29 protein-coding genes are annotated in these 26190 nt (G+C 58.6%); 11 read left to right on the plus strand and 18 right to left on the minus strand.

All coding sequences use genetic code 11. The features are described 5' to 3' along the window. Positions 1–21: 21 nt before the first annotated feature. The 6 genes from KP808_RS20665 to KP808_RS20690 form a co-directional block, all read right to left on the minus strand. Positions 22–261, minus strand: a complete 240-nt coding sequence (locus KP808_RS20665) for a BolA family protein (RefSeq protein ID WP_002555079.1) — start codon at positions 259–261, stop codon at positions 22–24. Positions 262–375: 114 nt separating this feature from the next. Then, entirely contained in the window at positions 376–681 is a 306-nt protein-coding gene (locus KP808_RS20670; RefSeq protein WP_005744995.1) for an STAS domain-containing protein, read from the minus strand. Next, the gene (locus KP808_RS20675; protein ID WP_058400705.1) at positions 678–1328 is read right to left on the minus strand and encodes an MlaC/ttg2D family ABC transporter substrate-binding protein; all 651 of its coding nucleotides are present in this window, start codon (positions 1326–1328) and stop codon (positions 678–680) included. The genes KP808_RS20670 and KP808_RS20675 overlap by 4 nt, the downstream gene beginning before the upstream one ends. Before the next feature lie 19 nt (positions 1329–1347). After that, on the minus strand, positions 1348–1815 hold the full coding sequence (mlaD, locus tag KP808_RS20680; RefSeq protein ID WP_002555082.1) for an outer membrane lipid asymmetry maintenance protein MlaD: 468 nt from the start codon (positions 1813–1815) through the stop codon (positions 1348–1350). Beyond that, positions 1815–2612, minus strand: a complete 798-nt coding sequence (mlaE, locus tag KP808_RS20685) for a lipid asymmetry maintenance ABC transporter permease subunit MlaE (protein WP_002555083.1) — start codon at positions 2610–2612, stop codon at positions 1815–1817. Before mlaE ends, mlaD begins: the two co-directional genes overlap by 1 nt. After that, on the minus strand, positions 2612–3421 hold the full coding sequence (locus tag KP808_RS20690; RefSeq protein WP_004656592.1) for an ATP-binding cassette domain-containing protein: 810 nt from the start codon (positions 3419–3421) through the stop codon (positions 2612–2614). Before KP808_RS20690 ends, mlaE begins: the two co-directional genes overlap by 1 nt. 304 nt (positions 3422–3725) lie before the next feature. Between KP808_RS20690 and KP808_RS20695 the strand changes: the two genes are divergently transcribed. The 10 genes from KP808_RS20695 to KP808_RS20740 all read left to right on the plus strand — a co-directional run bounded on the left by KP808_RS20695 (position 3726) and on the right by KP808_RS20740 (position 10766). Beyond that, positions 3726–4700: a KpsF/GutQ family sugar-phosphate isomerase gene (locus KP808_RS20695; RefSeq protein ID WP_122259132.1), complete on the plus strand. Its 975-nt coding sequence runs from the start codon at positions 3726–3728 to the stop codon at positions 4698–4700. Beyond that, on the plus strand, positions 4700–5239 hold the full coding sequence (locus KP808_RS20700; protein ID WP_004666191.1) for a KdsC family phosphatase: 540 nt from the start codon (positions 4700–4702) through the stop codon (positions 5237–5239). The genes KP808_RS20695 and KP808_RS20700 overlap by 1 nt, the downstream gene beginning before the upstream one ends. 8 nt (positions 5240–5247) lie before the next feature. Then, positions 5248–5820, plus strand: coding sequence for an LPS export ABC transporter periplasmic protein LptC (gene lptC, locus KP808_RS20705; RefSeq protein ID WP_002555087.1), 573 nt, complete (start codon positions 5248–5250; stop codon positions 5818–5820). After that, positions 5807–6355 carry a lipopolysaccharide transport periplasmic protein LptA gene (gene lptA, locus KP808_RS20710; RefSeq protein ID WP_002555088.1) on the plus strand — a complete coding sequence of 183 codons (549 nt, stop codon included), beginning with the start codon at positions 5807–5809 and terminating at the stop codon, positions 6353–6355. The genes lptC and lptA overlap by 14 nt, the downstream gene beginning before the upstream one ends. Next, entirely contained in the window at positions 6356–7081 is a 726-nt protein-coding gene (lptB, locus tag KP808_RS20715) for an LPS export ABC transporter ATP-binding protein (RefSeq protein ID WP_002555089.1), read from the plus strand. It begins immediately after the preceding gene. A 182-nt stretch (positions 7082–7263) separates the two neighbouring features. Beyond that, positions 7264–8757, plus strand: coding sequence for an RNA polymerase factor sigma-54 (locus KP808_RS20720; RefSeq protein ID WP_058400703.1), 1494 nt, complete (start codon positions 7264–7266; stop codon positions 8755–8757). A gap of 75 nt (positions 8758–8832) precedes the next feature. Further along, complete coding sequence (gene hpf / locus KP808_RS20725; RefSeq protein WP_002555091.1) at positions 8833–9141, plus strand: ribosome hibernation-promoting factor, HPF/YfiA family; 309 nt, start codon at positions 8833–8835, stop codon at positions 9139–9141. A gap of 11 nt (positions 9142–9152) precedes the next feature. Beyond that, the gene (gene ptsN, locus KP808_RS20730; RefSeq protein ID WP_230016795.1) at positions 9153–9617 is read left to right on the plus strand and encodes a PTS IIA-like nitrogen regulatory protein PtsN; all 465 of its coding nucleotides are present in this window, start codon (positions 9153–9155) and stop codon (positions 9615–9617) included. Positions 9618–9619: 2 nt separating this feature from the next. After that, positions 9620–10477 carry an RNase adapter RapZ gene (rapZ, locus tag KP808_RS20735; RefSeq protein ID WP_230016796.1) on the plus strand — a complete coding sequence of 286 codons (858 nt, stop codon included), beginning with the start codon at positions 9620–9622 and terminating at the stop codon, positions 10475–10477. A gap of 16 nt (positions 10478–10493) precedes the next feature. Then, complete coding sequence (locus KP808_RS20740) at positions 10494–10766, plus strand: HPr family phosphocarrier protein (protein WP_002555094.1); 273 nt, start codon at positions 10494–10496, stop codon at positions 10764–10766. Positions 10767–10950: 184 nt separating this feature from the next. On the opposite strand, the gene KP808_RS20745 is transcribed toward KP808_RS20740, so the two are convergent. The 5 genes from KP808_RS20745 to pmbA form a co-directional block, all read right to left on the minus strand. Beyond that, entirely contained in the window at positions 10951–11562 is a 612-nt protein-coding gene (locus tag KP808_RS20745) for a superoxide dismutase (protein WP_058400702.1), read from the minus strand. Position 11563: 1 nt separating this feature from the next. Then, entirely contained in the window at positions 11564–12025 is a 462-nt protein-coding gene (locus tag KP808_RS20750) for a DUF2753 domain-containing protein (protein WP_219170182.1), read from the minus strand. 34 nt (positions 12026–12059) lie between these two features. Beyond that, on the minus strand, positions 12060–13436 hold the full coding sequence (locus tag KP808_RS20755; protein ID WP_219170183.1) for a class II fumarate hydratase: 1377 nt from the start codon (positions 13434–13436) through the stop codon (positions 12060–12062). Beyond that, positions 13429–13824 (minus strand): FagA protein, encoded by a 396-nt coding sequence (locus KP808_RS20760; RefSeq protein WP_230016797.1) that lies wholly within the window; start codon positions 13822–13824, stop codon positions 13429–13431. Before KP808_RS20760 ends, KP808_RS20755 begins: the two co-directional genes overlap by 8 nt. A gap of 316 nt (positions 13825–14140) precedes the next feature. Then, positions 14141–15487, minus strand: a complete 1347-nt coding sequence (gene pmbA / locus KP808_RS20765; protein WP_004656615.1) for a metalloprotease PmbA — start codon at positions 15485–15487, stop codon at positions 14141–14143. A 107-nt stretch (positions 15488–15594) separates the two neighbouring features. Between pmbA and yjgA the strand changes: the two genes are divergently transcribed. Next, positions 15595–16116: a ribosome biogenesis factor YjgA gene (yjgA, locus tag KP808_RS20770; protein WP_003364101.1), complete on the plus strand. Its 522-nt coding sequence runs from the start codon at positions 15595–15597 to the stop codon at positions 16114–16116. A 48-nt stretch (positions 16117–16164) separates the two neighbouring features. Here yjgA and tldD read toward each other — a convergent pair whose 3' ends face one another. From tldD to mreC, 7 genes are all read right to left on the minus strand, one after another. Further along, on the minus strand, positions 16165–17604 hold the full coding sequence (gene tldD, locus KP808_RS20775; RefSeq protein WP_002555101.1) for a metalloprotease TldD: 1440 nt from the start codon (positions 17602–17604) through the stop codon (positions 16165–16167). A 2-nt stretch (positions 17605–17606) separates the two neighbouring features. Beyond that, positions 17607–18452: a carbon-nitrogen hydrolase family protein gene (locus KP808_RS20780; protein ID WP_230016798.1), complete on the minus strand. Its 846-nt coding sequence runs from the start codon at positions 18450–18452 to the stop codon at positions 17607–17609. A 48-nt stretch (positions 18453–18500) separates the two neighbouring features. Further along, entirely contained in the window at positions 18501–22316 is a 3816-nt protein-coding gene (locus tag KP808_RS20785; protein WP_230016799.1) for a YhdP family protein, read from the minus strand. 181 nt (positions 22317–22497) lie between these two features. Beyond that, a complete protein-coding gene (rng, locus tag KP808_RS20790; RefSeq protein WP_004666200.1) occupies positions 22498–23955 on the minus strand; it encodes a ribonuclease G in 1458 nt (485 codons plus the stop codon). Next, positions 23952–24554 carry a Maf family protein gene (locus tag KP808_RS20795; RefSeq protein WP_002555105.1) on the minus strand — a complete coding sequence of 201 codons (603 nt, stop codon included), beginning with the start codon at positions 24552–24554 and terminating at the stop codon, positions 23952–23954. The genes rng and KP808_RS20795 overlap by 4 nt, the downstream gene beginning before the upstream one ends. 67 nt (positions 24555–24621) lie before the next feature. Continuing rightward, the gene (gene mreD, locus KP808_RS20800; protein ID WP_003364106.1) at positions 24622–25113 is read right to left on the minus strand and encodes a rod shape-determining protein MreD; all 492 of its coding nucleotides are present in this window, start codon (positions 25111–25113) and stop codon (positions 24622–24624) included. After that, positions 25106–26179, minus strand: coding sequence for a rod shape-determining protein MreC (mreC, locus tag KP808_RS20805; protein WP_058400694.1), 1074 nt, complete (start codon positions 26177–26179; stop codon positions 25106–25108). The genes mreD and mreC overlap by 8 nt, the downstream gene beginning before the upstream one ends. Positions 26180–26190 lie beyond the last annotated feature (11 nt).

The following is a 26190-nucleotide window of genomic DNA, read 5'->3' on the forward strand; positions in this document are numbered from 1 at the left end:
GAGTCTCGACACCAATTTGGCTCAGGAACGCTCGGCCCATGCAGCGCGGCTGAAAAATTTCATGGTCACCGCGTGGATGCTGCCATCGGCAATCCAGGGGTTCAGATGGGTATAAATCTGTTGCTGACGCTTGACCGGACTCAGGCCGGCCAACTCGTCGCTGATGATATTCAGCTGGAAGTTGCAGCCTTCGCCTTCGACTTCCACCTTGATTTCCGGCAGCTTTCCTTCAAGGAAGCTTTTAACTTCTACGGCCTGCATGCTTAACCTCGATCGGCGCTGTACGCGCGCGGGTCGGCCATCATACAAAAAAGCCCATGTTATGCGAAGCCCGACAAGCAGGTCCCGGATAAAGGGCTTCTTCGATGACGCCTGTCAGTGGGTGTCCAGTAGCTCGGTCAGACCTGATACACGGGCTATCTGACGCATGTCTTCAGGCAGCGAGCGGACGGTGATCGACTTGCCTGCTTCCTGTGCATCACGCATGAAAGCCAGCAGCAGGGCAAGGCCCACGCTGCTGGACTTCTCGACGCCCGAGCAATCGAGTGTCAGATCGGCCAGATCACCCGACTTGATCAGTGCCGCACCCTGCTTGCGCAGCTGCGGCCCGGTGCGGTAATCCAGCACACCGATCAGCCTGAGCTCGCCAGGCCCGACGAGACGGACGGCGGACTCTGTCATTGTGCAGGCTTCTGCGCAGCGTCTACGGTGGATTTGGTCTTGGCAACTTCGCCAGCCCAGTTGTTGATGGTGGTGTCCAGGTCGTTGCCATTACGCTGCATGGCGTCGGCGAACTGATCACGGAACAGTTTGCCGATATTGATACCGTTGATGACAACGTTACGCACCTTCCACTCGCCGTTCAGCTTGACCAGCGTGTAGGAAACCGGATAAAGCGCGCCGTTGTTGCCTTTGACCTGCATATCCACGCTGGTACGGTCATCACCTTCATCCTTGGCAGGAGCTACGGTGATGCCCTGGTTGTTGAACTCAAGCAGCGCGTTACCGTAGAACTGCATCAGGCTGCGCTTGAAGTTTTCTTCAAAGCGCTTCACCTGCTCAGGCGTCGCCTTGCGGGAGTACTTGACGGTCATGATGCTTTTGGAAATGCCATCGGCATCGACGACCGGACCGACAATACGGTTCAGCGCATCATAGAACGCACTCGGATTGGACTTGTACTGTTCACGGTTGGTAGCCAGATCGCTCAACAGTTCCTTGGTGGTACGTTCCACCAGATCGTGAGCTGAGGGCGTTGCCGCAGCGTTGGCCAGCATCGGCAAGGTGGCCAGCAATATCAACAGACCACGGCGCAGGATAGAGATCATTTAAAGCTCCTTACTTGGCTTACTTGGCGTCTTTGCTTACGGTATTGAGCAGGAATTTCCCGATCAGGTCTTCCAGCACAAGCGACGACTGCGTGTCATGAATGGTTGCACCGTCTTTGAGCAGCTTGTCATCGCCACCGACGCTGAGACCAATGTACTTCTCACCCAGCAGGCCAGCAGTCAGGATCGACGCCGTGGAGTCGGAAGGCAGGTTATCGACCTTCTTCTGTATCTCCAGCGTGACGCGACCGGTGAAGGTGTCGTGATCCAGATCGATCGCCGTCACCTTGCCGATTGTGACGCCAGCCATGCTTACCTTGGCTCTGACAGTCAAACCGGCAATATTGTCGAAGTAGGCATAAAGTTTATAGGTGTCAGTGCTCGCACTGGTGCTCAGACCACTGACTCGCAGGGCCAGCAGGAGCAGAGCCAGTATCCCGGCCAGCAGGAACAGACCGACTCCGGTTTCGATGGCGCGGTTTTGCATCAGAAATCTCCAAACATCAAGGCGGTCAAAATAAAGTCCAGTCCCAGCACGGCCAACGAGGCGTAAACGACGGTTCTGGTCGTCGCGCGGCTGATCCCCTCGGAAGTAGGATCGCAATCGTACCCCTGGAAAACGGCAATCCACGTCACTACGAAGGCAAATACGACGCTTTTGATCACCCCATTGAGCACATCGTTCGTGAAAGAAACGCTGTTCTGCATGTTCGACCAGAAAGAACCGTCATAGACGCCCAGCCAATCGATCGCTACCCAGGAAGCGCCCCAGATACCAACCACACTGAAAATCATCGCCAGAATCGGCATCGAGATGAAACCTGCCCACAGGCGTGGCGCAACGATGTACTTGAGTGGATCGACACCGATCATCTCAAGGCTCGACAGCTGCTCGGTGGATTTCATGTTGCCGATCTCGGCGGTCAGCGCAGAACCTGCACGCCCGGCGAACAGCAGGGCTGTAACCACAGGCCCCAGCTCACGCAGCAGGGTCAGTGCGACCATCTGACCGACCGCCTGCTCGGAGCCGTACTTGGTTAGAATGCTGAAGCCCTGCAGCGCCAGCACCATGCCGATGAACATGCCGGACACCACAATGATGACCAGCGACATGACACCGACCGAATACAGCTGCCTTACCAGCAGTTGAAAACTGCTGCCCGCACCGCCGCGGCCAAGCAGGGCGTTTACCAGAAACAGACCGGAACGACCCAGAACAGTAACAATATCAATGGCCGAACGCCCCAACAGGCGTACCCGGTCCATCAGTGACTTATTGCGCATCAGCGCTTCCCCAATAGATCTTCGCGAAAATCCGGCGCCGGATAGTGGAACGGTACAGGGCCATCAGGCTCGCCGGTCATGAATTGACGAATGCGTGGGTTGTCCGAGGACATCAGTTCCTCGGGCGTGCCCTGCCCCAGCACCTGCCCGTCACCCACTACATAGAGATAGTCGGCAATGCTCGCTGTCTCGCTGAGGTCATGGGACACCACGATACTGGTGATGCCCAATGCATCGTTGAGCAAGCGGATAAGGCGTACGAGCACGCCCATCGCAATCGGGTCCTGCCCGACAAAGGGCTCGTCATACATGAGAATCTGCGGATCGAGAGCGATGGCCCGGGCCAGCGCGACACGACGCTTCATGCCACCCGACAGTTCATCGGGCATCAGTTCGACCGCACCGCGCAGGCCCACAGCCTGAAGCTTGAGCAGCACGATGTCGCGGATCATTTCTTCCGGCAGTTCAGTGTGCACGCGCAAGGGAAAAGCAACGTTTTCGAAAACGTCCAGATCGGTAAACAGTGCTCCGCTCTGAAACAGCACGCCCATCTGCTTGCGAGCATCGAACAGATCACTGCGCGACAGCTCCGGCAGGTTCTGGCCATTGACCCATACCTGCCCTTCGCTCGGACGCAACTGAGCCCCCATCAAGCGCAGCAAGGTAGTCTTGCCACAACCGGACGGCCCCATGATCCCGGTGACCTTGCCCCGCGGAATACGAATATCAACGTTATTGAAAATGCTGCGCGTACCGCGTTTGAAAGACACACCTTTCAACTCGACCGCATAGGCGTCATCAGGACTCATCTAAACTCCTTGCGATACAGCCTCCGCCCTCAGCCGTCGGTTCTTGGAGGCCGACCAGCTGTCCAGGCGCGCCGAACAGGCCGCGAACTATACCACCGCCGCCACCCGCCCCCAAGAAGAGAACCGAGCGGTTCAGGTAATCGTTGAATTATTCTGTACCACAATGTTATGGCATCAGGCGTGGATACAGACCCTCAAGCGCGTAGGAAATTCGTTTAAAAACAACACAACGACGATCAGACGTGAGGGAATCGTTCATTACCGCTATAATCGCCGCCTTTCAGCAGGCTGACCCTTTCCAGACATGAACCAATCCAGTGACCTGATCCAATCGGCGCAACGCACCATTCGCCTTGAGATAGAAGCCATACAAGGCTTGCTTGAACGTCTTGACGGCGATTTTGTGCGCGCGTGCGAAATGATCCTCGCCAGCAAGGGCCGAGTCGTTGTGGTCGGTATGGGCAAGTCCGGACACATCGGCAACAAGATCGCCGCCACGCTGGCAAGCACGGGTACTACCTCTTTTTTCGTGCACCCGGCTGAAGCCAGTCATGGCGACATGGGCATGATCACGCGCGATGACATCATTCTGGCCCTGTCGAACTCCGGCAGCACCAACGAGATCGTGACCCTGCTGCCGCTGATCAAGCGTCTGGGCATAAAGATGATCAGCCTGACCGGCGACCCCGAGTCCATTCTGGCCAAGGCTGCCGATATCAATCTCAACGCCCACGTCGTGCATGAGGCCTGCCCGCTCAATCTGGCACCGACCTCTTCGACCACCGCGGCACTGGTCATGGGCGACGCTCTGGCCGTGGCGCTGCTGGACGCACGGGGTTTCACCGCCGAAGACTTTGCATTCTCCCATCCAGGCGGCGCGCTGGGTCGTCGTCTGCTGCTCAAGGTCGAGAATGTCATGCACTCCGGCGACGCGCTGCCCAGCGTTCAACGCGGCACCCTGCTCAGGGATGCGCTGCTGGAAATGACCCGCAAGGGCCTGGGCATGACCGCGATTGTCGAAGCTGACGGCACACTGGCCGGCATCTTCACCGATGGTGATTTGCGCAGAACACTGGACCGCCCTGTCGATATTCGCCAGACCATCATTGATGAAGTCATGACCCTTCATGGCAAGACGGCCCATGCAGAAATGCTTGCCGCCGAAGCGCTGAAAATCATGGAGGACAACAAAATCAGTGCGCTTGTTGTCGTAGACCAGTACGACCGGCCGGTTGGCGCTTTCAACTTGCAGGATCTTTTGCGCGCAGGCGTCATGTAATGGAAACCGAAACGATGACCCAGGACCTCATGCAGCGCGGCAAGGCTATCAAGCTGGCCGTTTTCGATGTCGATGGCGTACTGACCGATGGCCGCCTTTACTTCATGGAAGATGGCAGCGAGATCAAGACATTCAACACTCTCGACGGCCAAGGCATAAAAATGCTGATAGCCTCAGGCGTCACAACAGCCATTATCAGCGGCCGCAAGACTGCGATAGTCGAGCGGCGGGCAAAGAGCCTGGGCATTGAACACCTGTTTCAGGGACGTGAAGACAAGTTGGTAGTACTGGACAAACTGCTCGCAGAACTCCAGCTTGGTTACGAACAAGTCGCCTATCTGGGTGATGATCTGCCAGACTTGCCAGTCATCAGGCGCGTCGGTCTGGGCATGGCGGTTGCCAATGCCGCGAGTTTTGTACGCGAGCATGCACACGGAATAACCAGGGCGCGAGGCGGCGAAGGTGCGGCACGCGAATTCTGCGAACTGATTCTGAGTGCGCAAGGCAACCTTGAAGCGGCTCACTCCGTCTATTTATAGAAGCCATTATGTTCACTAAAAAAATTCGCAAGTTCCTGCTGCTCGGGGTACTGGCGCTGCTGCTGGCAGCGGTCGGTTACTGGAATATCAGCCCGGAAAGCTTTATGGATCAGCCGGTATCGACCGTTGACGACACGGTCATCGACTACTATGCAATCAATGCGCACAGCGTGCAGTACCTGCCCGATGGCACGCTCCAGTACGACATGACCTCCGATAAGGTCGAGCACGTGAAAGCCACTGACGTGACCCTGTTGACCACGCCCGACCTGCATATGTACCGCGGCGGCGAGTTTCCATGGCACGTACAGAGCAAGAAAGGCGAAGTTTCGTCCGGCGGCGACCAGGTCGAGCTGATCGATTCCGTTCGTGTCGAGCGTACTGATGAAAAACAACGTACGACTATTATCACTACCAGTCGTATGACCGTATTCCCTCAGAAGCAATATGCGCAGACCGAGCAAGACGTTAGAATCGACGGCGCCGGCGGTGTGACTACGGCCAAGGGAATGAAAGCATATTTGAAAGACAGCAGGATGGACCTGCTGTCCAACGTAAGAGGACAGTATGAGGCTCGTTAAAACTCTTCCTTTATTGCTCGGCCTGGGCGCAGCACTGGGAAGCGCGAGCGCCTGGTCCCTGCCAACCGACCGCGATCAGCCGATCCACATCCAGTCTGACGATGCTCAGCTTGATGACAAGAAAGGCGTAGCAACCTACAAGGGCAACGTCATCATCACCCAGGGCTCGATGAAGATCACCGGTAACACTGTGACGATCACGCGTAATGCCCAGGGCGAAGTGGATGTGTTCACCTCTGTCGGCAATCTGGCTTATTACGAGCAGAAGCCTGCCGTAGACAAACCGATCGTGCAGGCCTATGCCGTCACTATTCAGTACTACGCCGGGCAGGACCGTATCGTCCTCATCGACAAGGCCAAGGTCATCAATGATGGCAACACTTCCGAAGGCGAGAAAATCGTCTATGACACGGTCAGACAGGTCGTCAGCGCCGGTCGGGCCAATGGCGGCGCCAAGGTGACCACACCACGTCCGCGTATCGACATGGTCATCCAGCCGAAAAAGAAAACCGACCAACCTCAGAAGGCCCAGTAAATGGCGACGCTCAAAGCCCAGCATCTGGCTAAAAGCTACAAAAGCCGGCAGGTCGTGCGCGATGTGAGCATTTCCATCGACAGCGGCCAGATCGTCGGCCTGCTGGGCCCCAACGGTGCCGGCAAGACTACCTGCTTCTACATGATCGTAGGTCTGGTCCAGGCTGATCAGGGTCGCGTGCTGATTGATGACCTGGATGTCAGCCATCAACCCATGCACGGCCGCGCCCGAGCCGGCATCGGCTACCTGCCGCAGGAAGCCTCGATTTTCCGCAAGCTGTCAGTGTCCGACAACATCATGGCGATTCTCGAGACCCGCAAGGAACTCGATGCCGGAGCACGCCGCAAGGAACTCGAAAGCCTCTTGCAGGAGTTTCACATCACCCACATTCGCGACAACCTGGGCATGAGCCTGTCGGGTGGCGAGCGCCGCCGTGTGGAAATTGCTCGCGCCCTGGCCACTGCGCCAAAATTCATACTGCTGGATGAACCGTTCGCAGGCGTAGACCCTATTTCAGTGGGTGATATCAAGCAGATCATTCACCATCTCAAGGCCAAGGGTATCGGCGTACTGATCACCGACCACAACGTCCGTGAAACGCTGGACATCTGCGAAACTGCCTACATCGTCAACGATGGACAGCTGATCGCAGAAGGCGATTCCGAGACCATTCTGGCGAATCAACTGGTGAAAGAGGTCTACCTCGGTCACGAATTCCGCCTTTAATCGACAGCCCTTTGCGCTTGGCGGCCGATTGATGCCAGTGCAGTGTGTTGACAATATTTTATTTGTCATATCACTCTAGGCAAAGGCACAGGTTTCAGGCATATAATTTGCTTAAGTTGGCGCCCCGGCGCCTGTAGTAGATGGCGCATGCGCGCCGGCGAATAAGGTGTTTAGCCCCTGCCATGAAACCATCGCTAGTCTTGAGAATGGGCCAGCAGCTGACGATGACACCGCAGCTGCAACAGGCAATCCGCTTACTTCAGCTTTCTACACTGGACCTCCAGCAGGAGATCCAGGAGGCGCTGGAGTCAAACCCCATGCTGGAAAGGCAGGAAGAAGGCGACGACTTCGACAACTCCGACCCGCTTGCCGACAACATCGAACAAAAGCCCAATCCCGACGTTCAAGAGCCGACCTATCAGGAATCCGCACCTACTGTGGATAACCTTGAAGATGGCGAATGGAGCGAGCGCATTCCCAATGAGCTGCCTGTCGATACCGCCTGGGAAGACATTTACCAGACCAGCGCCAGCAGCCTGCCAAGTAACGATGATGACGAGTGGGACTTCACCACACGCACGTCTGCAGGCGAGAGCCTGCAAAGCCACCTGCTGTGGCAGTTGAACGTCGCTCCGATGTCCGACAAGGACCGCCTGGTGGCAGTCACGCTGATCGACTGCATCAATAACCAGGGCTATCTGGACGAAACCCTCGATGAAATTCTCGAGTCTTTCGATCCCGAGCTGGACATCGAGCTCGACGAAATCGAAGCCGTACTGCACCGCATCCAGCAGTTTGAACCGGCAGGCATCGGTGCCCGAAACCTGAGCGAATGCCTGCTCCTGCAACTGCGCCAGTTGCCAGCGAAAACACCCTGGCTGGCGGAGGCGCAACGACTGGTCACCGACTACATCGACCTGCTGGGAAGCCGCGACTACGGCCAGTTGATGCGGCGCATGAAGATCAAGGAAGACGAGCTGCGCCAGGTCATCGAGCTGGTCCAGAGCCTCAACCCGCGCCCTGGCTCACAAATCGAATCCACAGAAGCCGAGTACGTCATTCCCGATGTAATCGTGCGCAAGGACAATGAGCGCTGGCTGGTCGAGCTCAATCAGGAGTCCGTACCGCGCCTGCGCGTCAATCCGCAATACGCAGGTTTTGTGCGTCGGGCCGATACCAGCGCAGACAACACGTTCATGCGCAACCAGTTGCAAGAGGCGCGCTGGTTCATCAAGAGCCTGCAAAGCCGCAACGAGACACTGATGAAGGTCGCCACCCAGATCGTCGAGCATCAGCGCGGCTTTCTTGAGTACGGCGACGAGGCGATGAAGCCGCTTGTTCTGCACGACATTGCCGAGGCAGTGGGCATGCATGAGTCGACCATCTCGCGCGTGACCACCCAGAAGTTCATGCACACGCCACGCGGCATTTACGAGCTGAAATACTTCTTCTCGAGCCATGTGAGCACTTCCGAGGGCGGTGAATGCTCGTCCACGGCAATTCGCGCAATCATCAAAAAACTGGTTGCGGCGGAAAATCAGAAAAAGCCGTTGAGTGATAGCAAGATCGCTGGTTTACTGGAGGCACAAGGCATTCAAGTAGCCCGTCGCACAGTCGCCAAGTACCGCGAGTCACTCGGGATAGCGCCTTCCAGTGAGCGTAAGCGGCTGATGTGATGCAGGCCAAGCCACAGCGTCCCAGAGACAGGCGCCATGCCTGTCTCTTTATGCACTGGCAAAGGAGAAAGCTGTATGCAAGTCAACATCAGTGGACACCAACTGGAAGTGACCAAACCCCTTCGTGAATACGTTGAGCTCAAGCTCAAAAAGCTCGAGGGGCATTTTGACAAGATTACCAACGTGCAGGTCACGATGACGGTCGAAAAGCTCAAGCAGAAGATCGAAGCCACGTTGCACATCCATGGTGGAGAGGTCGTTGCCAATGCTGAACATGACGACATGTATGCTGCCATCGACCTGCTCACTGACAAGCTAGACCGACAATTGCTCAAGCATAAGGAAAAGCAGCAAAGCATCCTCAAAGGTGCGGCCGCTCGCTAACGCCCATTTAAATGATCCGAATCGAAAATATCCTGACCCCCGACCGCTCCCTTGTGAACGTGTCGGGTGGCAGTAAAAAGCGTGTACTCGAAGAAATTGCCAAACTGATCGGTCGTAAAGTACCGGGCATGGCTTCGGACACAGTATTCGCAAGTCTTGTTGCCCGCGAAAAACTGGGTTCAACCGGTTTCGGCAACGGTATTGCCATCCCTCATTGCCGCCTTGCTGACTGCAGCGAGCCTGTCAGTGCAGTCATTCACCTCGCTACCCCCGTGGATTTCGACGCCATCGATGGCGCGCCGGTTGACCTGCTGTTTGTCTTGCTGGTCCCGCAGGCTGCTACCGATGAGCACCTGGAGTTACTGCGCCAGATCGCCAGCATGCTTGATGACAAAGATGTGCGTAAGCGCCTGCGCAGTGCCGAAAGTGCTGAAGCGCTTTATCAAGTGGTGCTGGACGTGCAGAACGGAAACTGAACATGCGCATGATCATCGTCAGCGGCCGTTCCGGCTCGGGTAAAAGTACAGCCCTCGACGTGCTGGAAGACAACGGTTTTTACTGTGTCGACAACCTGCCGGCCGGACTGCTGCCGGAACTGGCCGAGCGAGCGCTGATCAATACTGAACTGGCCGAGCCCTTGCTGGCGGTGTCCATCGATGCGCGAAACCTGCCCAGTCACCTGACCCGCTTTCCGCAAATGCTGGATGAAGTCCGCTCACGCAACATCCAGTGCGACGTGCTTTACCTGGATGCGGATGAAGCAACCCTTCTCAAGCGTTTCTCGGAAACCAGGCGTCGCCATCCTTTGAGCACGGCAGATCGTTCGCTGGCCGAGGCGATACGCGACGAGACAACGCTGCTGGGCCCGATCATCGACCTGGCCGACCTGAAGATCAACACCACCCACCTGAACCTCTATCAGTTGCGCGACGCGCTCAAGCTTCGTCTGCTGAACAAACCCGAGCCAGGCACCGCGTTTCTGATCGAATCCTTTGGTTTCAAGCGTGGCATGCCCGTCGACGCAGATCTGGTGTTCGATGTGCGCTGCCTGCCCAACCCGTACTGGAAGCCTGAACTGCGCGACCATTCCGGACTTGAACAACCGGTTATCGACTACCTGTCGGTGCAGCCCGATGTTGAAGAGATGTTTCAGGACATCTTCGCTTATCTGAACAAATGGTTGCCCCGGTTTGCAGCCAGCAACCGTTCTTACGTTACCATTGCCATCGGCTGCACCGGCGGACATCACCGCTCCGTCTACCTGACCGAACGGCTCGGCAAGGTCTTGCAACAATCACTCAAGAACGTTCAGGTTCGCCACCGCGACCTTAGCTGAAAGGATTTTCACTGCGATGCCCGCTCGTCAAATCACCATCATCAACAAATTGGGCCTGCATGCCCGCGCTGCCGCCAAATTCGTCGGCGTCGCAGGCAAGTTCCCTTGCACGATCAGGGTTGGCCGCTCTGAGCAGACCATGGTCGATGGTAAAAGCATCATGGCCGTGATGATGCTGGCGGCAGGCAAAGGCACCGAAATCCATCTGAAAACCGAAGGCGAATTCGAGCAGGAAGCGCTCGATGGCCTGGTTGAACTGATCAACAACAAGTTTGATGAGGGCGAGTAAGCCCTCAAACACGCCCCTTCGATGATCACCAGCAGTGCATCTGCAACCAGCTCAAACCGTGAGCAATCAGTAACGCCATACCGGCCAACAGCAGCCCGGTGCCTACGACGAGCCGCAACAACCGCACACTGCTGATAGCTAATATTCCTGAGCGCATAAGCTGCCTTGGGCCCGGTTACTGGAGTCAGACCAGAGCGGCCTGATAACGTCGAGACACTTCATCCCAATTGATCACGTTGTAGAACGCGTTGATGTATTCGGGGCGACGGTTCTGATAGCGCAGGTAGTAAGCGTGCTCCCATACGTCCAGACCCAGAATCGGCGTATTGCCATTCATCAACGGGCTGTCCTGATTACCGCTGCTTTCAACCACCAGCTTTTTGTCAGGGGTGACGCTCAGCCATGCCCAGCCGCTGCCGAAACGAGTCAATGCGGCTTTGGTAAACGCCTCTTTGAAGCTGTCGTAGCCGCCCAGCTGCTCGTCGATGGCCAAGGCGACAGGGCCTTTTGGCAAACCGCCCCCGCCTGGCACCATTACCTCCCAGAACAACGAATGATTCGCGTGACCGCCACCCTGGTTGATGACCGCCGGACGCAGGTTTTCAGGCAACTGCTTGATGCTGGCCACCAGTTTCTCGACGGACCAGTCAGCAAACTCCGTACCTTCGACCGCCGCATTAAGGTTGTTGATGTAGGTCTGGTGATGCTTGGTGTAATGAATCTCCATGGTTTGCGCATCGATGTGCGGCTCCAGGGCGTCGTATGCGTAAGGCAGTGCAGGCAAGGTATAAGGCATTTCAATGTGCTCCGTAGAAAAGTCCGGAAGTGGCTGCCGAGTTGCGCTGCAACGATGAGCGCGTGTGCTCGCTGCTGCTGTTCAGCAGCCGATGAGTGCGCGGGTATTCGCCGTGTTCACTGATAAAGCTCAGCAACTCGGCGTAGGTTTTGCTGCTGTGGCGCAAGGCTGCCTCACGGAGCGCCGGAGGAAGACGCTGATCCTGCATGGTCCGCAACAGATGTTGATGAATGGCACACAGGTATTCGGCGCTTTCCTCAGGCTGACCGAGGCTCAGGTGCAGGTCCGCCAGGTTGTGGTGAGAAATCACACAGGCTGCGACGGCTTCGTCGACATCCGCCCAACGCTCGAACAACACCTGCGCCAACGCCAGCGCCTGAAGGTACAGCTCGCGGGCTTCGACCCACTCGCCCAGATTGAAACAGCGATTGGCCTGCTCGATGGTGCGTTTCCAATGCTGCATGGTCATACCTCCAGGGGACGTTGGCTGGCTGGAATCAAATACCGCCAGCGGTGAGTTTTTCAGGGTTGAGCAACACTTCCAGTTCGCTACGTTGCAAATCGGTGTGCTCAAGGGCGACGTCAATGACCGGACGGCCCTGCTTGTAAGCGGTCTTGGCAATTTCGGCGGCTTTCTGATAGCCAATGATCGGGTTGAGGGCCGTCACCAGAATCGGATTACGCGACAGCGCTTCCTTGAGCTTGGATTCATTGACCTTGAAGCTCGCAATCGCCTTGTCAGCCAGCAGCCGACTGGAGTTGGCCAGCAGCTCGATGCTGCTGAGCAGGTTCTGGGCGATGATCGGCAGCATCACGTTAAGTTCGAAGTTGCCAGACTGCCCCGCCACGGTAATCGTCGCGTCGTTGCCAATCACCTGCGCGGCAACCATGGCGGTGGCTTCCGGAATGACCGGGTTGACCTTGCCCGGCATGATCGATGAACCCGGCTGCAAAGCCTCCAGCTCGATCTCACCCAGCCCTGCCAGTGGCCCCGAATTCATCCAGCGGAGGTCGTTGGCAATTTTCATCAGCGACACCGCCGTGGCTTTGAGCTGGCCGGATACCGCAACTGCGGTGTCCTGCGAACCGATCAACGCGAACAGGTTCTTGCCGGGCGCGAATTGCACACCGGTCAACGTGCTCAACTGACGACTGAAACGAGCCGCAAATTCGGGATGCGCGTTGATCCCGGTACCGACTGCGGTGCCGCCCTGCGCCAATGACTGCAGACTCGGCTGGAGACCTTGCAGATGCTCGACGTTGGCGCGAATCTGCTGTGACCAGCCGTTGAGCACCTGGCTCATGCGCACGGGCATGGCGTCCATCAGATGCGTACGGCCGGTCTTGACGAAGGCATGGACCTGCTCGGCTTTGTGTTCAGTCACTTGCACCAGATGGGCCAGCGCAGGCAGCAGTTGTTCGTGCAGGGCCAGTGCAGCGCTCACATGAATCGTGGTCGGGATGATGTCGTTGCTGCTCTGCCCGCAGTTGACGTGGTCATTGGGATTGACCTCTTCGCCCAGCACGCGCGTGGCCAGCGTGGCGATCACCTCGTTGGCGTTCATGTTGGTACTGGTGCCGGAACCGGTCTGAAAGATATCGACCGGGAAATGCGCCATGTAGTCACTGGCCAGCAGGTCCTTCACGGCACTGACAATCGCCCTGCTCTGCCCCTCGCTGATCTGCTCCAGCTCCAGGTTCGCCTGCGCTGCGGCCGCCTTGGCCAGCAACAGGGCGCGAATGAATTGCCGGGGCATACGTTGATGGCTGATCGGAAAGTTTTCCACCGCACGCTGAGTCTGCGCGCCGTAAAGGGCCTCGGCCGGGACCTGTAGCTGGCCCATGCTGTCGCGTTCGATACGGGTATTACTCATCGCAATGTCCTTGCACCAGTTCAGAGAGGGAAATAGAGGGCTGTAGCACGCAGGTCGCCAGTTGATGAACACAGGCTTGCCAGCGCTGACGCCGCGCAGGCGTGGAGGCGATTGCCTGTAAATCACGCAGTGGACGCCAGGCCTGATCCAGACACAGGCAGCGCCAGTGCCACGGCAATGCCGTATCGCGTGCGGTGTCTATCAAAAGACGGAAAGTGGTTTCGGCAATCATGGGCTGGGGCGTGGCGGTAAAACGCGCCAGATAGCGCCCTTCGGCGAGGTAATGCTCGATCAGCCGAGGCTCGTCGGGCTCAAGGGCGCAACGAATCCGCAGACTCAATCCACGCCAGTTTTCCAGATAAGACATCTCGTGCAGAACAGACCCCATGACCGCAGCTCATTTTAGAAATGATATTCATTATTAAATGAGATATGAACTCAATACAAGAGCGCAGATTTTCGGGATCGGGCCTTAAAGTGATATGCATGCCCCGGAGGTGCCGGAAAACAGGCCTGGAGCTGTCCGAGATGAGGTGCGCGATGCGCGCGTGGATGTGTGACGCAGAGCGTCACGAAATGCATTCCTACGCTGGAGCGTGAGGAACGATATTTTCGCAACTATCGTGCCCATGCTCCGCGTGGGTATGCAGGTCTGGACGCTCTGCGTCCAGGGGCACGATAGTCAGGCGAAGGTAGCGGTCAGGTCAGCTACCCGCTACGGTCATACGCTCGATCAGCACCGAGCCGGTACGGATGTTGCTGCGCAGTTCAAGATCGCTGCCAACGGCGACGATCTGCTTGAACATGTCACGCATGTTGCCGGCAATGGTCACTTCCTGAACCGGGAATTGTATTTCACCGTTTTCGACCCAGAAACCTGCTGCGCCCCGCGAATAGTCGCCGGTAACCATGTTCAGTCCGCTGCCCATCAATTCGGTCACCAGCAAGCCACGGCCCATACGTCGAATCAGCGCGGCCTGATCTTCCGAACCATGGGTGACGAACAGGTTATGCACCCCGCCCGCATTGGCGGTGCTCGGCATGCCCAGCTTGCGACCGGAATAAGTGCTCAGCACATAGGAAACCAGATCGCCGCCTTCCACGAACGGTTTGGCAAACGTCGCCAGACCGTCGCTGTCGAACGCCGAACTGCCCATTGCGTGCTTCAAGTGCGGACGCTCATCAATGGTCATCCACTCCGGGAACAGCCGCTGACCCAAGGCACCCTCCAGAAATGACGACTTGCGGTACAGGTTGCCACCGGAAATGGCACCGAGAAAGCTGCCGAACAGGCCACCTGCCAGTTCTGCGGCAAACAGCACCGGCACTTCACAAGTCGGCACAGGACGCGCACCCAGACGGCTCGCCGCACGCAACGCAGCCTTGCGACCAATGCTCTGGGCATCGGCCAGCAACTCACCCTGGCGATTGACGTCGTACCAGTAATCACGCTGCATCTGGCCTTCGCCCTCGGCGATCATCACGCAACTGAGGCTGTGCCGCGTTGATGCATAACCACCGACGAAGCCATTACTGTTGCCATACACACGGCAGCCCTGATGGGTATTGAGCGTGGTGCCATCGGCGTTCTTGATCCGGCTGTCGGCGTCGAAGGCCGCGGCTTCGCAGATCAGCGCTTTCTCAATGGCCTGCTCGGGCGTTATATCCCAGGTGTGATAAAGATCGAAATCCATGACCTCTTTGGCCATCAGCGCAGCATCAGCCAGCCCGGAGCTTTCGTCTTCGGAGGTGTGCTCGGCAATCGCCAATGCAGCGGCAACGGTTTCACGAATGGCATCGGCACCCGTGGCCGAGGTGCTGGCCGAGCCCTTGCGCTGCCCGACATACAGGGTGATACCGAAACCCTGGTCGCGGTTGAACTCTACGGTTTCAACTTCACGCTGACGGACCGACGTCGACAGCCCCTGATCCACCGACACTGCGACTTCGCAGGCGCTGGCGCCCTGACGCCGGGCTTCGGCGATGATCTGCTCGACCTGTTCCTGCAGTTCGGGCAAGGCTTGCGGACCGACGCTTTGGGTTGCACTCATGACTTTCTCCATCAAATTCTTCTTTCAGCACAGGCCGAATACCGACCGGGCCGGACAAGCGGCCCACGACTGGTTATCATGGCGGCGTTTCTTTGCGGACTGCCCCCATGGTTGATTCTTACGACGACTCCCTCGACGGGGAGAAAAGCAAAACCCAGGTCAAACGAGAGCTGCATGCTCTGGTCGACCTCGGCGAGCGACTGACAACACTCAAAGCCGATGTGCTGGCCAAGCTGCCGCTGACCGACGCTTTGCGCAAGGCCCTGGCCGAAGCGCCCAAGCACACGGCGAACATCGCGCGAAAGCGGCATATTCTGTTCATTGGCAAGCTGATGCGCGATCAGGACCAGGAAGCCATTCTGGTGTTGCTGGACCAACTCGATGCCTCCACTCGCCAATACAACGAACGTTTTCACAATCTGGAGCGCTGGCGTGATCGCCTGATCGCGGGTGATGACGCCGACCTCGAGAAATTCGTTGTCGAATACCCCGATGCCGACCGTCAGCAGCTGCGCTCGCTGATTCGTCAGGCGCAACACGAAGTTGCACGTAACAAACCGCCGGCCACCAGCCGCAAAATCTTCAAATACATCCGTGAGCTGGACGAACTTCAACGCGGTCTGCGTTGATTTCAACCGCGGGGCCGGCAGCAGCAAGCGGCCAGCCCCGACTCACCTTCAACTACCCGTACCACCTACCGTGATCGCATCGATTTTCAGCGTGGGCTGACCCACACCGACCGGCAGAGACTGGCCGTCCTTCCCGCACGTCCCCACGCCGCTGTCGAGCGACAGGTCGTTGCCCACCATCGATACCCTGCTCATGGCTTCCGGCCCGTTACCGATCAAGGTCGCACCCTTGACCGGCGCAGTGATTTTGCCGTCCTCTATCAAATAAGCCTCGCTGGTCGAAAACACGAATTTGCCGCTGGTGATATCCACCTGACCGCCACCCAGATTGGCGCAGTAAATACCGCGCTTCACCGAGGCGATGATTTCCTGCGGGTCGCTCTGCCCGCCCAGCATGTAGGTATTGGTCATACGTGGCATCGGCAGGTGAGCGTAGGACTCGCGACGACCGTTACCAGTGCGTGCGACACCCATCAAGCGGGCATTGAGCTTGTCCTGCATGTAGCCCTTGAGCACGCCGTTCTCAATCAGTGTGGTGCACTCGGTCGGTGTGCCTTCGTCATCGACACTCAGCGAGCCGCGACGCCCTGCAAGGGTACCGTCGTCAACAATCGTGCAAAGTTTCGATGCAACCATCTCGCCCATGCGCCCGCTGTAAGCCGAGCTGCCCTTGCGATTGAAGTCACCTTCAAGGCCGTGACCAACCGCCTCGTGCAGCAGCACGCCTGACCAGCCGGAACCCAGCACCACCGGCAATGTGCCTGCCGGAGCAGGAATAGCTTCCAGGTTGACCAGCGCCTGACGTAGCGCTTCACGCGCGTAGCCCATGGCACGATCATCGGTCAGGAAATAACGGTAGTCCGTACGCCCGCCACCGCCATGCCCGCCCCGCTCGCGGCGGCCGTTCTGCTCGACAATGACACTGACGTTGAAGCGCACCAGCGGACGCACATCGGCGGCCAGACTGCCATCGGCGGCGGCCACCAGAATGCGCTCCCAGACACCGGCCATGCTCACCGACACCTGCTGGATACGCGAGTCCAGCGCGCGCGTCGCGACGTCAATGCGTTTGAGCAGTTCGACCTTCTCGGCGCGGCTCAGCACTTCCAGAGGATTATCCGGGGCGTACAACTGGGCCACATCCTGCGAGGTAAAAGCCTGCACCCGGCCATTCTGCCCAGCGCGGGAGATGGAACGGGCAGCACGGGCAGCGGTGCGCAGTGCGTCCTCAGTGATAGCGTTGCTGTAAGCGAAACCAGTCTTTTCGCCCGATTGAGCGCGCACGCCCACGCCTTGATCGAGATTGAAACTGCCTTCCTTGACGATGCCGTCTTCGAGCGACCAGGACTCGGAGATCATGCCCTGAAAATACAGATCAGCCGCGTCGATACCCGGCCCGGCAAGCTCTCCGAGCACCGATTGCAGGCTGTCGAGGCTCAGGCCACCAGGGGCCAGAAGGTGTTCGCTGACTGAGGACAGATCACTCATATTCACTCCGAAGCAGGCCGCATGGCGTCCTGCGAAAAAAAGCGCCGGTGACTGGACACCGGCATCCGCGCCCGTATGGACGCCTGTTCTTCACTGTCGCGCTTGGCCAGCAGCACGGCTTCACCCTGTGCCTGCTCGGCCAGTACGCAGCCCCATGGATCAACGATGGCCGCGTGCCCGTAAGTCTCGCGAGGCCCCGGATGGACCCCGCCCTGTGCCGCCGCCAGCACGTAACACTGGGTTTCGATGGCGCGCGCCCGGATCAGAATGTCCCAGTGCGCAGCACCCGTTACCGCAGTAAAAGCTGACGGCGCGGTAATCAGTTCAGCACCGGCCTCCCGCAGCGCGGTGTACAGCTCGGGGAAGCGCAAGTCATAACAGACTGTCAGCCCCACGCGCCCTACAGGTGTATCGGCCACCACCACATTGTTTCCGTGAGCATAGTCATCGGATTCACGGTAGCGGCCCCGATTGTCAGCAACATCCACATCAAACAGATGCAGCTTGTCATACCGGGCCACCTGCTCACCGTGTTCATCGATCAGCAACGAACACGCCGTCACCTTGCCATCGGGTCGCTCATCCGGCGGCAGTGGCAAGGTTCCGGCAACAATCCATAACTTGAGGTCGCGAGCGGCCAGTTTCAACCATGGCAGGATCGGCCCATGCCCATGAGCTTCGGCACGACCGATGTTGGCCACGTCACGCCGCCCCATGGCAACAAAGTTTTCGGGCAGCACCGCGAGCCGCGCGCCACCTTCGGCTGCCTGCTCCAGCAAGCGGCGAGCGCTGACCAGATTAGCCTGGACATCGCTTTGGCTGACCATCTGAATCACAGCAAAGGACATGGCGACCCGCTCCTTGATGACCTGGCCACCACTGTACTCCATGCGGCGCTATTGGGGCTTTTCAAATGGCTTGTCGAACGTGATCTTCGGCTCTTTCCAGGGCCCTTCGACCTTGTATTGCACGCTGGCGAAGCGGGCAACCCTGTCGCCCAGCAGCTTGTCGACCAGGAACAGCGCGCCGCCAATGGCGGGCGCACCGACAATCAATGCCGCGATCGGCAGGTTGTTGGTCACCGGCAAGGTCACCAGCAGCTTCGCATCAACACGGTCACGGACCATGTCCAGCGTACCGTTGAGCTCAAGATTACTCGACGGCCCGGTCAGGGTAATCGGGTTGCGCGTCACATAAACACCGTCGCTGGCGACCAGCAGCCCTTTGACCCGGTCGTAACTGAGCCCTTTGCCCAGCAGGTCGGAGAAGTCCAGGCGCAAGCGACGGCCGATGGAGTTGAAATTCAACAATCCAAACACCCGCAGCGCCTGAGCACCGCCTTCTACCTCGACAAACTGGCCTCTGTTCAACGTCGCATCCAGGCTGCCGGAATAGCGCTTGAGGCCCACCCAGGCAGGCGAACCCGGCCAGCGTCCGTCGACATTCATTTCGAAACTTTCACTGGTGACCGTCGGCGCGAAGTTCCAGGCCTTGAGCACGTCGGCCAGATTCTTGCCTGCCACACGCCCCTTGAACGAGCTGCTGCTGGAGCCCGGAGTGCCCTCCCAGGCACCATCGCCCTCGAGCAAAATACCTTTGAGCCCCAGACTCAGGTCGGACATGCGCATACCGGTCGCCGTCGGGCGGGTTTTCAGCGACCAGGCACCCAGTAACTGGTCACCCTGAAACAGCTGGGCAATCTTCACGTCCAGCGCAGGAATATTGTGCGGGTCGATATCCGCCAGAGGGTCAGGCGCGTTCTCGACGACCGCCGCATTCGGATCAGAGGCAGGCAGTCGCACGTAGAGCATGTTGATACCGATCGGCGCGGACTTCGCGTCGGGCAGCACGGCAGTGCCCTTGGCCAGCGCGCTGTCCAGCGACAAGGCCCAGGCCGCAGCATTGCGCTGCAATTGAACACGTACGTTATCCAGCGTGGTGCCCATCGCCGTCAGCTTGCCGATCTGCAGGTCGACGCTGTTGAGCAGTTGTTTTGCGCTGCCGCCAGGATCATTGCCGGTATATCGTCCAGCCAGCTCCTGCCAGGGCGCTACGTCCAGCTCAGACAATTCGCCACGAATCCGCAGCCCTTTGGCGTCCGGCACTATCGCCCCGCCGCGCCCGAGATAAAGCTCGCCGCGACCGTCGGCAAACTTGCCATTCGGTGCGGCAAAAGCAAAGTTGGCCTGATCGTTATACGCCGCGCCAAGCCTGCGCTCCGCGCCTTGCAGGGTCATGCGGAACTCGCTGGGACGCTCCTCCTCGGCAGTCTTGCCAAACGGTGCAGGCAGATCGATTGCCACGCCCTTGAGCGTGGAGTTGATCACCAGCGGGCTGTCCTTGCTGTCCAGAGTCAATTGCAGCTGATACGGCAAGTCACCCGACACCGGCAGTGGCTGAGTAACGCTCAGCCAGTCGGTCAGCCGCTTCACGGTGATCTGCCCGTTTGCCACAATGCGTGTCACGTTGTCGCCTGGCTTGCCTTCGGCAGCGATTTCTGCGGTCACGGGACGATCAAATGCCTGCGCCTTGATGCCCTTGCCGCTCAGCCCTTTGGCGCTGTCAAAGCGGAAATCGCCCTTGAGGCGAGTCAACTCCAGCACCGGGTCAGCCAGTTTCAAACGCGCATTGTCGGTACTGAAATCCACCACAACCTTTGGCTCGACGCCCTTGGCCAGCGGAATATCCAGCTTCAGCTTGCCATCCAGCGGACCTTCGCCGGTCCAGCCGGCAAACGTGCTGGCCGTGCCGATGGGCGCTTGCTGGAGAATCTTCAGGCCATCGATCAGATTGCCGGAGAAGCTGCCATCGACCAGCAGGTGGCTGTCCTGACCTGCCGGGACGTGGGGAATATTGACCAGCACGTTGCTTACTTTGGTATCGAGCAACTGCCCTTTGCTTGCCTTGACTCGCACGCCGCTGTTTTCGACGTAAACCTTGCCGTCGACTCCGGTCAATGAAGGCCAGCCCGGCTGGAAAGCCAGCGTTGCGTTGCTGACATCGAAAAACAGGCTGATGACGCGGGCGGTGTCGGGCGAACTCTTGTTCAGCGACCCTTGATACTGAAAGAAACCCTGCTTGACCGCACCACTCACCACGGCGGTGCGCAGCCAGTGATCAAGCTCGGGACTGAGGGCTGTAGGCAGATACTTGCTGGTGTAACGGCCATCCCCGTCGACCATGCCGACCCGCAGGTCCATGTAGTCTTCCTGCTCATGGCTGAGATGAATCCTGATCAGAAAGTCTGCCGCGATCTTGCCTTCGTCGCCGAGCACCTTGATATATGGCGCGATCAGGGTGAATGCCTGATCATCGAGCTTCCAGGTCAGACGGGCATTGGCCTTCTGGTAGCGCCAGGGCTTGGCGAAGATAGGGTCCAGATGAAGCATAAAGTCATTGGTGTCGAGCCGCAGTTCGCCCTGGCCCAGATCGCCGCTGATGGCACCGGTGACATTTCCGGCCGCCGGGGCACCGTGATAGGCGTTGAACCCCACCTTGTCCAGATTGGCGGCAAAGCTCAGGCGCTTGTCGCCGGTTGCCTGTGGCCGGTAATCCAGCAACACGTTACGCAGCCCGCCTGTCACCTTGAGACCGTCGACCACTGCCATGGCTTTCTCCGGCAACGGCGCGAGGGAATCAATAAGCGGCGTGAGCGGCGTCAGGTCCAGGCGATCGGCCTGCACATGCCAGAGTTCTTCGCTGTCGGGCGTCGCAGCGGTTTGCGTGAGTTGCAGGCGGCTTTCCCAGCGCTTGTCGCCCAGGCTCATCGCCAGTGAATCGAGGTTCAGGTCGAAACCTGTGTCAGTGCGCGCAAACCAGGCGTTGAGCGCGAGGTTGTCGACAGTCGAGGGTTTGCGACCGGCATAAACGCCTTTGACATGCGGCGCATTAAGCCGCGCAGTCGCGCTTTGCACAGTGCCCTTGCCCCAGCTCATCCACAGCTCGCCACCGGCCTGCAGCTTCGACAGTGTCCATTCCCGGGTGAGGCTTTTTGGCAACCACCTGGCCCAGTCGCTTTGCGGCAGGCTGGCGTAGACATCTGCCTCGCCGTCCTTCCACTGACTGGCCTGGATACGTGAACGCACATTCAGGGCAAACGGCTGGCCATCCGGCAGCGTCAGGCGTGCATCAAGGCGCTGGTGATAACTGCCTGTGGCCAGACTGAGGTTTACATAGGTCAGGGTCAGCGGCGCGGCGTCAAACGGTTGCACAGTGACCTGGCTGTCGAGCAGCGACAAGTGCGAGACCATCTGCATTTGCTCAAACACTTGCCCGGGGTCGAACGGGCTGTCGTTGCGCACTGGCAAGCCCTGTACCGACCAGTTGCCCTCCTTGTCCTGCGTGAGCATGAACTGCAGGCCGTCCACCTCGAGATGAGCGATGCGCACTTGACGCGCCAGCAGGCTTTCCCAGAGGTCGGGAACAACCCTTACACGATCAAGACGCACAGCACTGGAACCCTCTCCGACCATGACGTCGTGAGCCAGAAAAACCGGGGCAAACCGGCTCCAGCTGCCTTCCAGACTGCCAATGCTCAACGGCATGCCCAGCGCGCTGCTGGCCCTGGTTTCCACATCCACACGGTATTCGGCAACCAGCGGCGTGAGCTGACGCCCGAGGCTTACGTACAACGCCGCGAGCACCAAAACCAGTGCGCACAGGCTCAGACCCCAACGAGTCAGGGTTGCAACAATGCGAGGAAGACGACCCATCTCAGAATGCCCTCCGCTGCGGGATACAAGCAGCGGAATCGGCGAATCGATTCCGGCTCAGGTGTGCAGGTGCGTTCAGGTACAGGTTTTGCTCATTTCCCACGCATCATTCTCGATAAAACGGCATACCTGCCAGAAACCCGAAGGGCACTTGTCATCATATTTCAAACGATCAGCACCCTCAGAGCAGCACCACGTCGTATTGTTCCTGCGAGTACATGGTTTCTACCTGAAAACGGATGGTCCGGCCAATGAAGCTCTCCAGCTCAGCCACATTGCCCGACTCCTCGTCGAGCAAGCGATCGACCACGCGCTGATTGGCCAGAACCCGATAACCCACCGCCTGATAGGCTCGAGCTTCTCGCAGGATCTCGCGAAAGATTTCATAGCAAATAGTCTCGGGGGTTTTCAGCTTGCCCCGACCCGCGCAGCAATGGCAGGGCTCGCAGAGCACTTGCTCAAGACTTTCACGGGTGCGCTTGCGGGTCATCTGCACCAGGCCAAGCTCGGTGATACCGATGATATTGGTCTTGGCGTGATCGCGCTCCAGCTGCTTCTCCAGCGTGCGTAACACCTGACGCTGGTGCTCACCGTCTTCCATGTCGATGAAATCGATAATGATGATGCCGCCCAGATTGCGCAGGCGCAGCTGCCGGGCAATGGCTGTCGCGGCTTCCAGGTTGGTCTTGAAGATGGTTTCTTCAAGGTTGCGATGCCCCACAAACGCGCCGGTATTGACGTCGATGGTGCTCATCGCCTCGGCCGGATCGACCACCAGATAACCACCGGACTTGAGCGGCACCTTGCGTTCGAGAGCTTTCTGGATTTCATCCTCGACCCCATAGAGGTCGAAGATCGGCCGTTCGCCCGGATAATGCTCCAGCCTGTCGGCAATCTCCGGCATCAATTCGGCCACGAACTGGGTGGTCTTCTGAAAGGTTTCCCGCGAGTCGATGCGGATTTTTTCGATACGCGGGCTCACCAGGTCACGCAAGGTACGCAGGGCCAGGCCCAGGTCCTCATAAATCACCGTAGGCGGGCTGACGGTCTTGATCTGCTCGCCGATCTGATCCCAGAGTCTGCGCAGATAGCGGATATCCATGAGGATTTCATCAGCACCGGCACCTTCGGCCGCGGTACGCAGAATAAAGCCTCCGGCCTCTTTGATACCTTCCAGGGCGACACAATCGCTGACAACTTTTTTCAGTCGTTCACGCTCTGCCTCGTCCTCGATTTTCAGGGAAATACCTACATGCGCAGTGCGCGGCATGTACACCAGATACCGTGACGGAATGGAGAGCTGGGTAGTCAGCCGCGCGCCTTTGCTGCCGATGGGGTCCTTGGTGACTTGCACCACAAGGCTCTGGCCGTCATGCACCAGCGACGCAATGCTCTCGACGGCAGGCCCTTCACGCATGGATATTTCCGAGGCATGAATGAATGCAGCGCGGTCCAGACCGATATCGATGAACGCCGCCTGCATGCCGGGAAGCACCCGCACTACCTTGCCTTTATAGATATTGCCGACGATGCCGCGGCGCTGGGTACGCTCGACGTGCACCTCTTGCAGAACACCGTTTTCTACCACTGCCACCCGTGATTCCATCGGGGTGATGTTGATCAGGATCTCTTCACTCATGACTCGTCACCTTCCAGGCATTGCCAGCAGGGTATGCCGAAATGGCCAAGCAGTTCTGCGGTTTCACACAGAGGCAGACCAACCACCCCAGAATAGCTGCCTTGCAGGCCCTCGACGAAAATCGCCGCCAGCCCTTGAATGGCATAGCCTCCGGCCTTGTCGGCAGGCTCGCCACTGGCCCAGTAGGCTTGGGCCTCGTGGGGTTGAATCGGGCGAAAGCGCACGCGACTGGTCACAATACGGGTTTCACTGCGATGCCGATCACTCAGCGCGACGGCAGTCATCACTTCGTGCTCGCGCCCGGACAGGGCCGTCAGCATGGCCAGAGCATCCGCCTCATCGGCCGGCTTGCCAAGAATGCGCCCATCAAGCACCACCGCCGTGTCAGCGCCCATCACGCAGGCCTGTTGTTCGGCCGCCAGCACAGACAGCCCGGCCTGGGCCTTGCCGAGCGCAAGACGCTCGACATAGGCAGCCGGGGTTTCGTGGTCGAAGGGAGTTTCGTCAATCTGAGCGTTCAGTACGGTAAAGGACACACCGATCTGAGTCAGAAGTTCGCGGCGGCGCGGCGAGCCAGAAGCCAGATAAAGCGAGGGCATAAGGACATCTCCGTGTCTGTTCGGGTGAGCGCCAGGGACGCAGCGGGGCGTCGCGCTCACCTTGCGCTTAATTGATTTTCAAACGTTTGCGCAATCCACGCAGGCCATAGCTGATCCAGGGCCACAACAGGGCACTGACCAGCGCGGGTAGAACCAGCGCCAGCGTAGGCTGACGGTTGCCGGTCAATGCACTCAGCCAGAGCTGCGCAAGCTGCGCCAGACCGAATACGACCAACAGCACCAGACATTGCTGCCACATGGGGAACATACGCAGACGCTGCTGCAGGGACATCACCAGAAACGTGATCAGGCTGAGGATCAGCGCATTCTGGCCAAGCAATGTGCCATACAGCACATCTTCCATCAGCCCCAGTATCCACGCAGTGGTCATACCGTATTTGTGCGGCAGCGCCAGAACCCAGAAGGTCAGCAACAGGGCCAGCCACAAGGGCCGGAAGATTTCCATGAATTGCGGCAGCGGCGAAACGCTCAGCAACAGACCGATCGCAAACGTCAGCCAGACCACCCAGCCATTGCGCCCGGAAACATGACTAACCATCGATAGGCTCCCGAGCAGTGGAAGGTCTTGAAGCAGGCGGCTGGGAAGCAGCAGGCCGGGCGGCTGGCCTTGCCGGTGTCGCTGGCGTTGCCGCTGGCGCTTGTGCTGGCGTCGTCGATTGCGCAGCAGGCTTATGCGTTGCAGTGCTGCCCGGAAATACCGGAACAGTTGCTTGCGGCCACATTGGGAAAGCAGGTGTCGGCGGCGGCAGGGTCGCCATTACCGAAGGCTCGATGCCCTTGTCGATGGATTCCTGCGCTTGCGCTGCGTCGGCAGCGCGCTCTTCCGGCGAACGACCGTCCGAGAACACCAGCAACAGATAACGGCTGCGATTCAATGCGGCGGTAGGCACGGCACGCACGATTGCGAACGGCTGGCCGGAGTCGTGAATCACTTCTTTGACCGTTGCCACCGGGTAGCCAGCCGGGAAACGCTGACCCAGACCGGAACTGACCAGCAGATCGCCCTCTTTGATGTCGGCAGTATCTGCCACATGCCGAAGCTCCAGCCGTTCCGGGTTGCCGGTGCCGCTGGCGATGGCGCGCAGACCGTTGCGATTCACCTGCACCGGAATGCTGTGGGTCGTATCAGTCAGCAGCAGGACCCGCGAGGTGTAGGGCATCAACTCGACCACCTGGCCCATCAGGCCACGCGCATCGAGCACCGGCTGGCCCAGCACAACGCCGTCGCGCTCGCCCTTGTTGATGATAATGCGATGGGTAAAGGGGTTCGGGTCCATGCCAATCAACTCGGCGACCTCGACCTTTTCGTTGACCAGCGCAGAAGAATTCAGCAACTCACGCAGACGAACGTTCTGCTCGGTCAGTGCCGCCAGCTTTTGCAGGCGACCTTGCAGGAGCAACGCTTCGGTCTTGAGTTTTTCGTTTTCGGCGATCAGCTCTGTACGGCTACCGAACTGACTGGCAACGCCTTGATACAAACGTTGTGGCAGATCAACGATCCAGTAGGACTGCATGAGCACCATCGACATCTGGCTGCGCACGGGCTTGAGGATCGTAAAGCGGGCGTCGACAACCATCAACGCAACCGACAGAACGGCCAGCACCAGCAGACGTA

Source organism: Pseudomonas savastanoi, from assembly GCF_020917325.1.
Lineage (GTDB): Bacteria > Pseudomonadota > Gammaproteobacteria > Pseudomonadales > Pseudomonadaceae > Aquipseudomonas > Aquipseudomonas amygdali.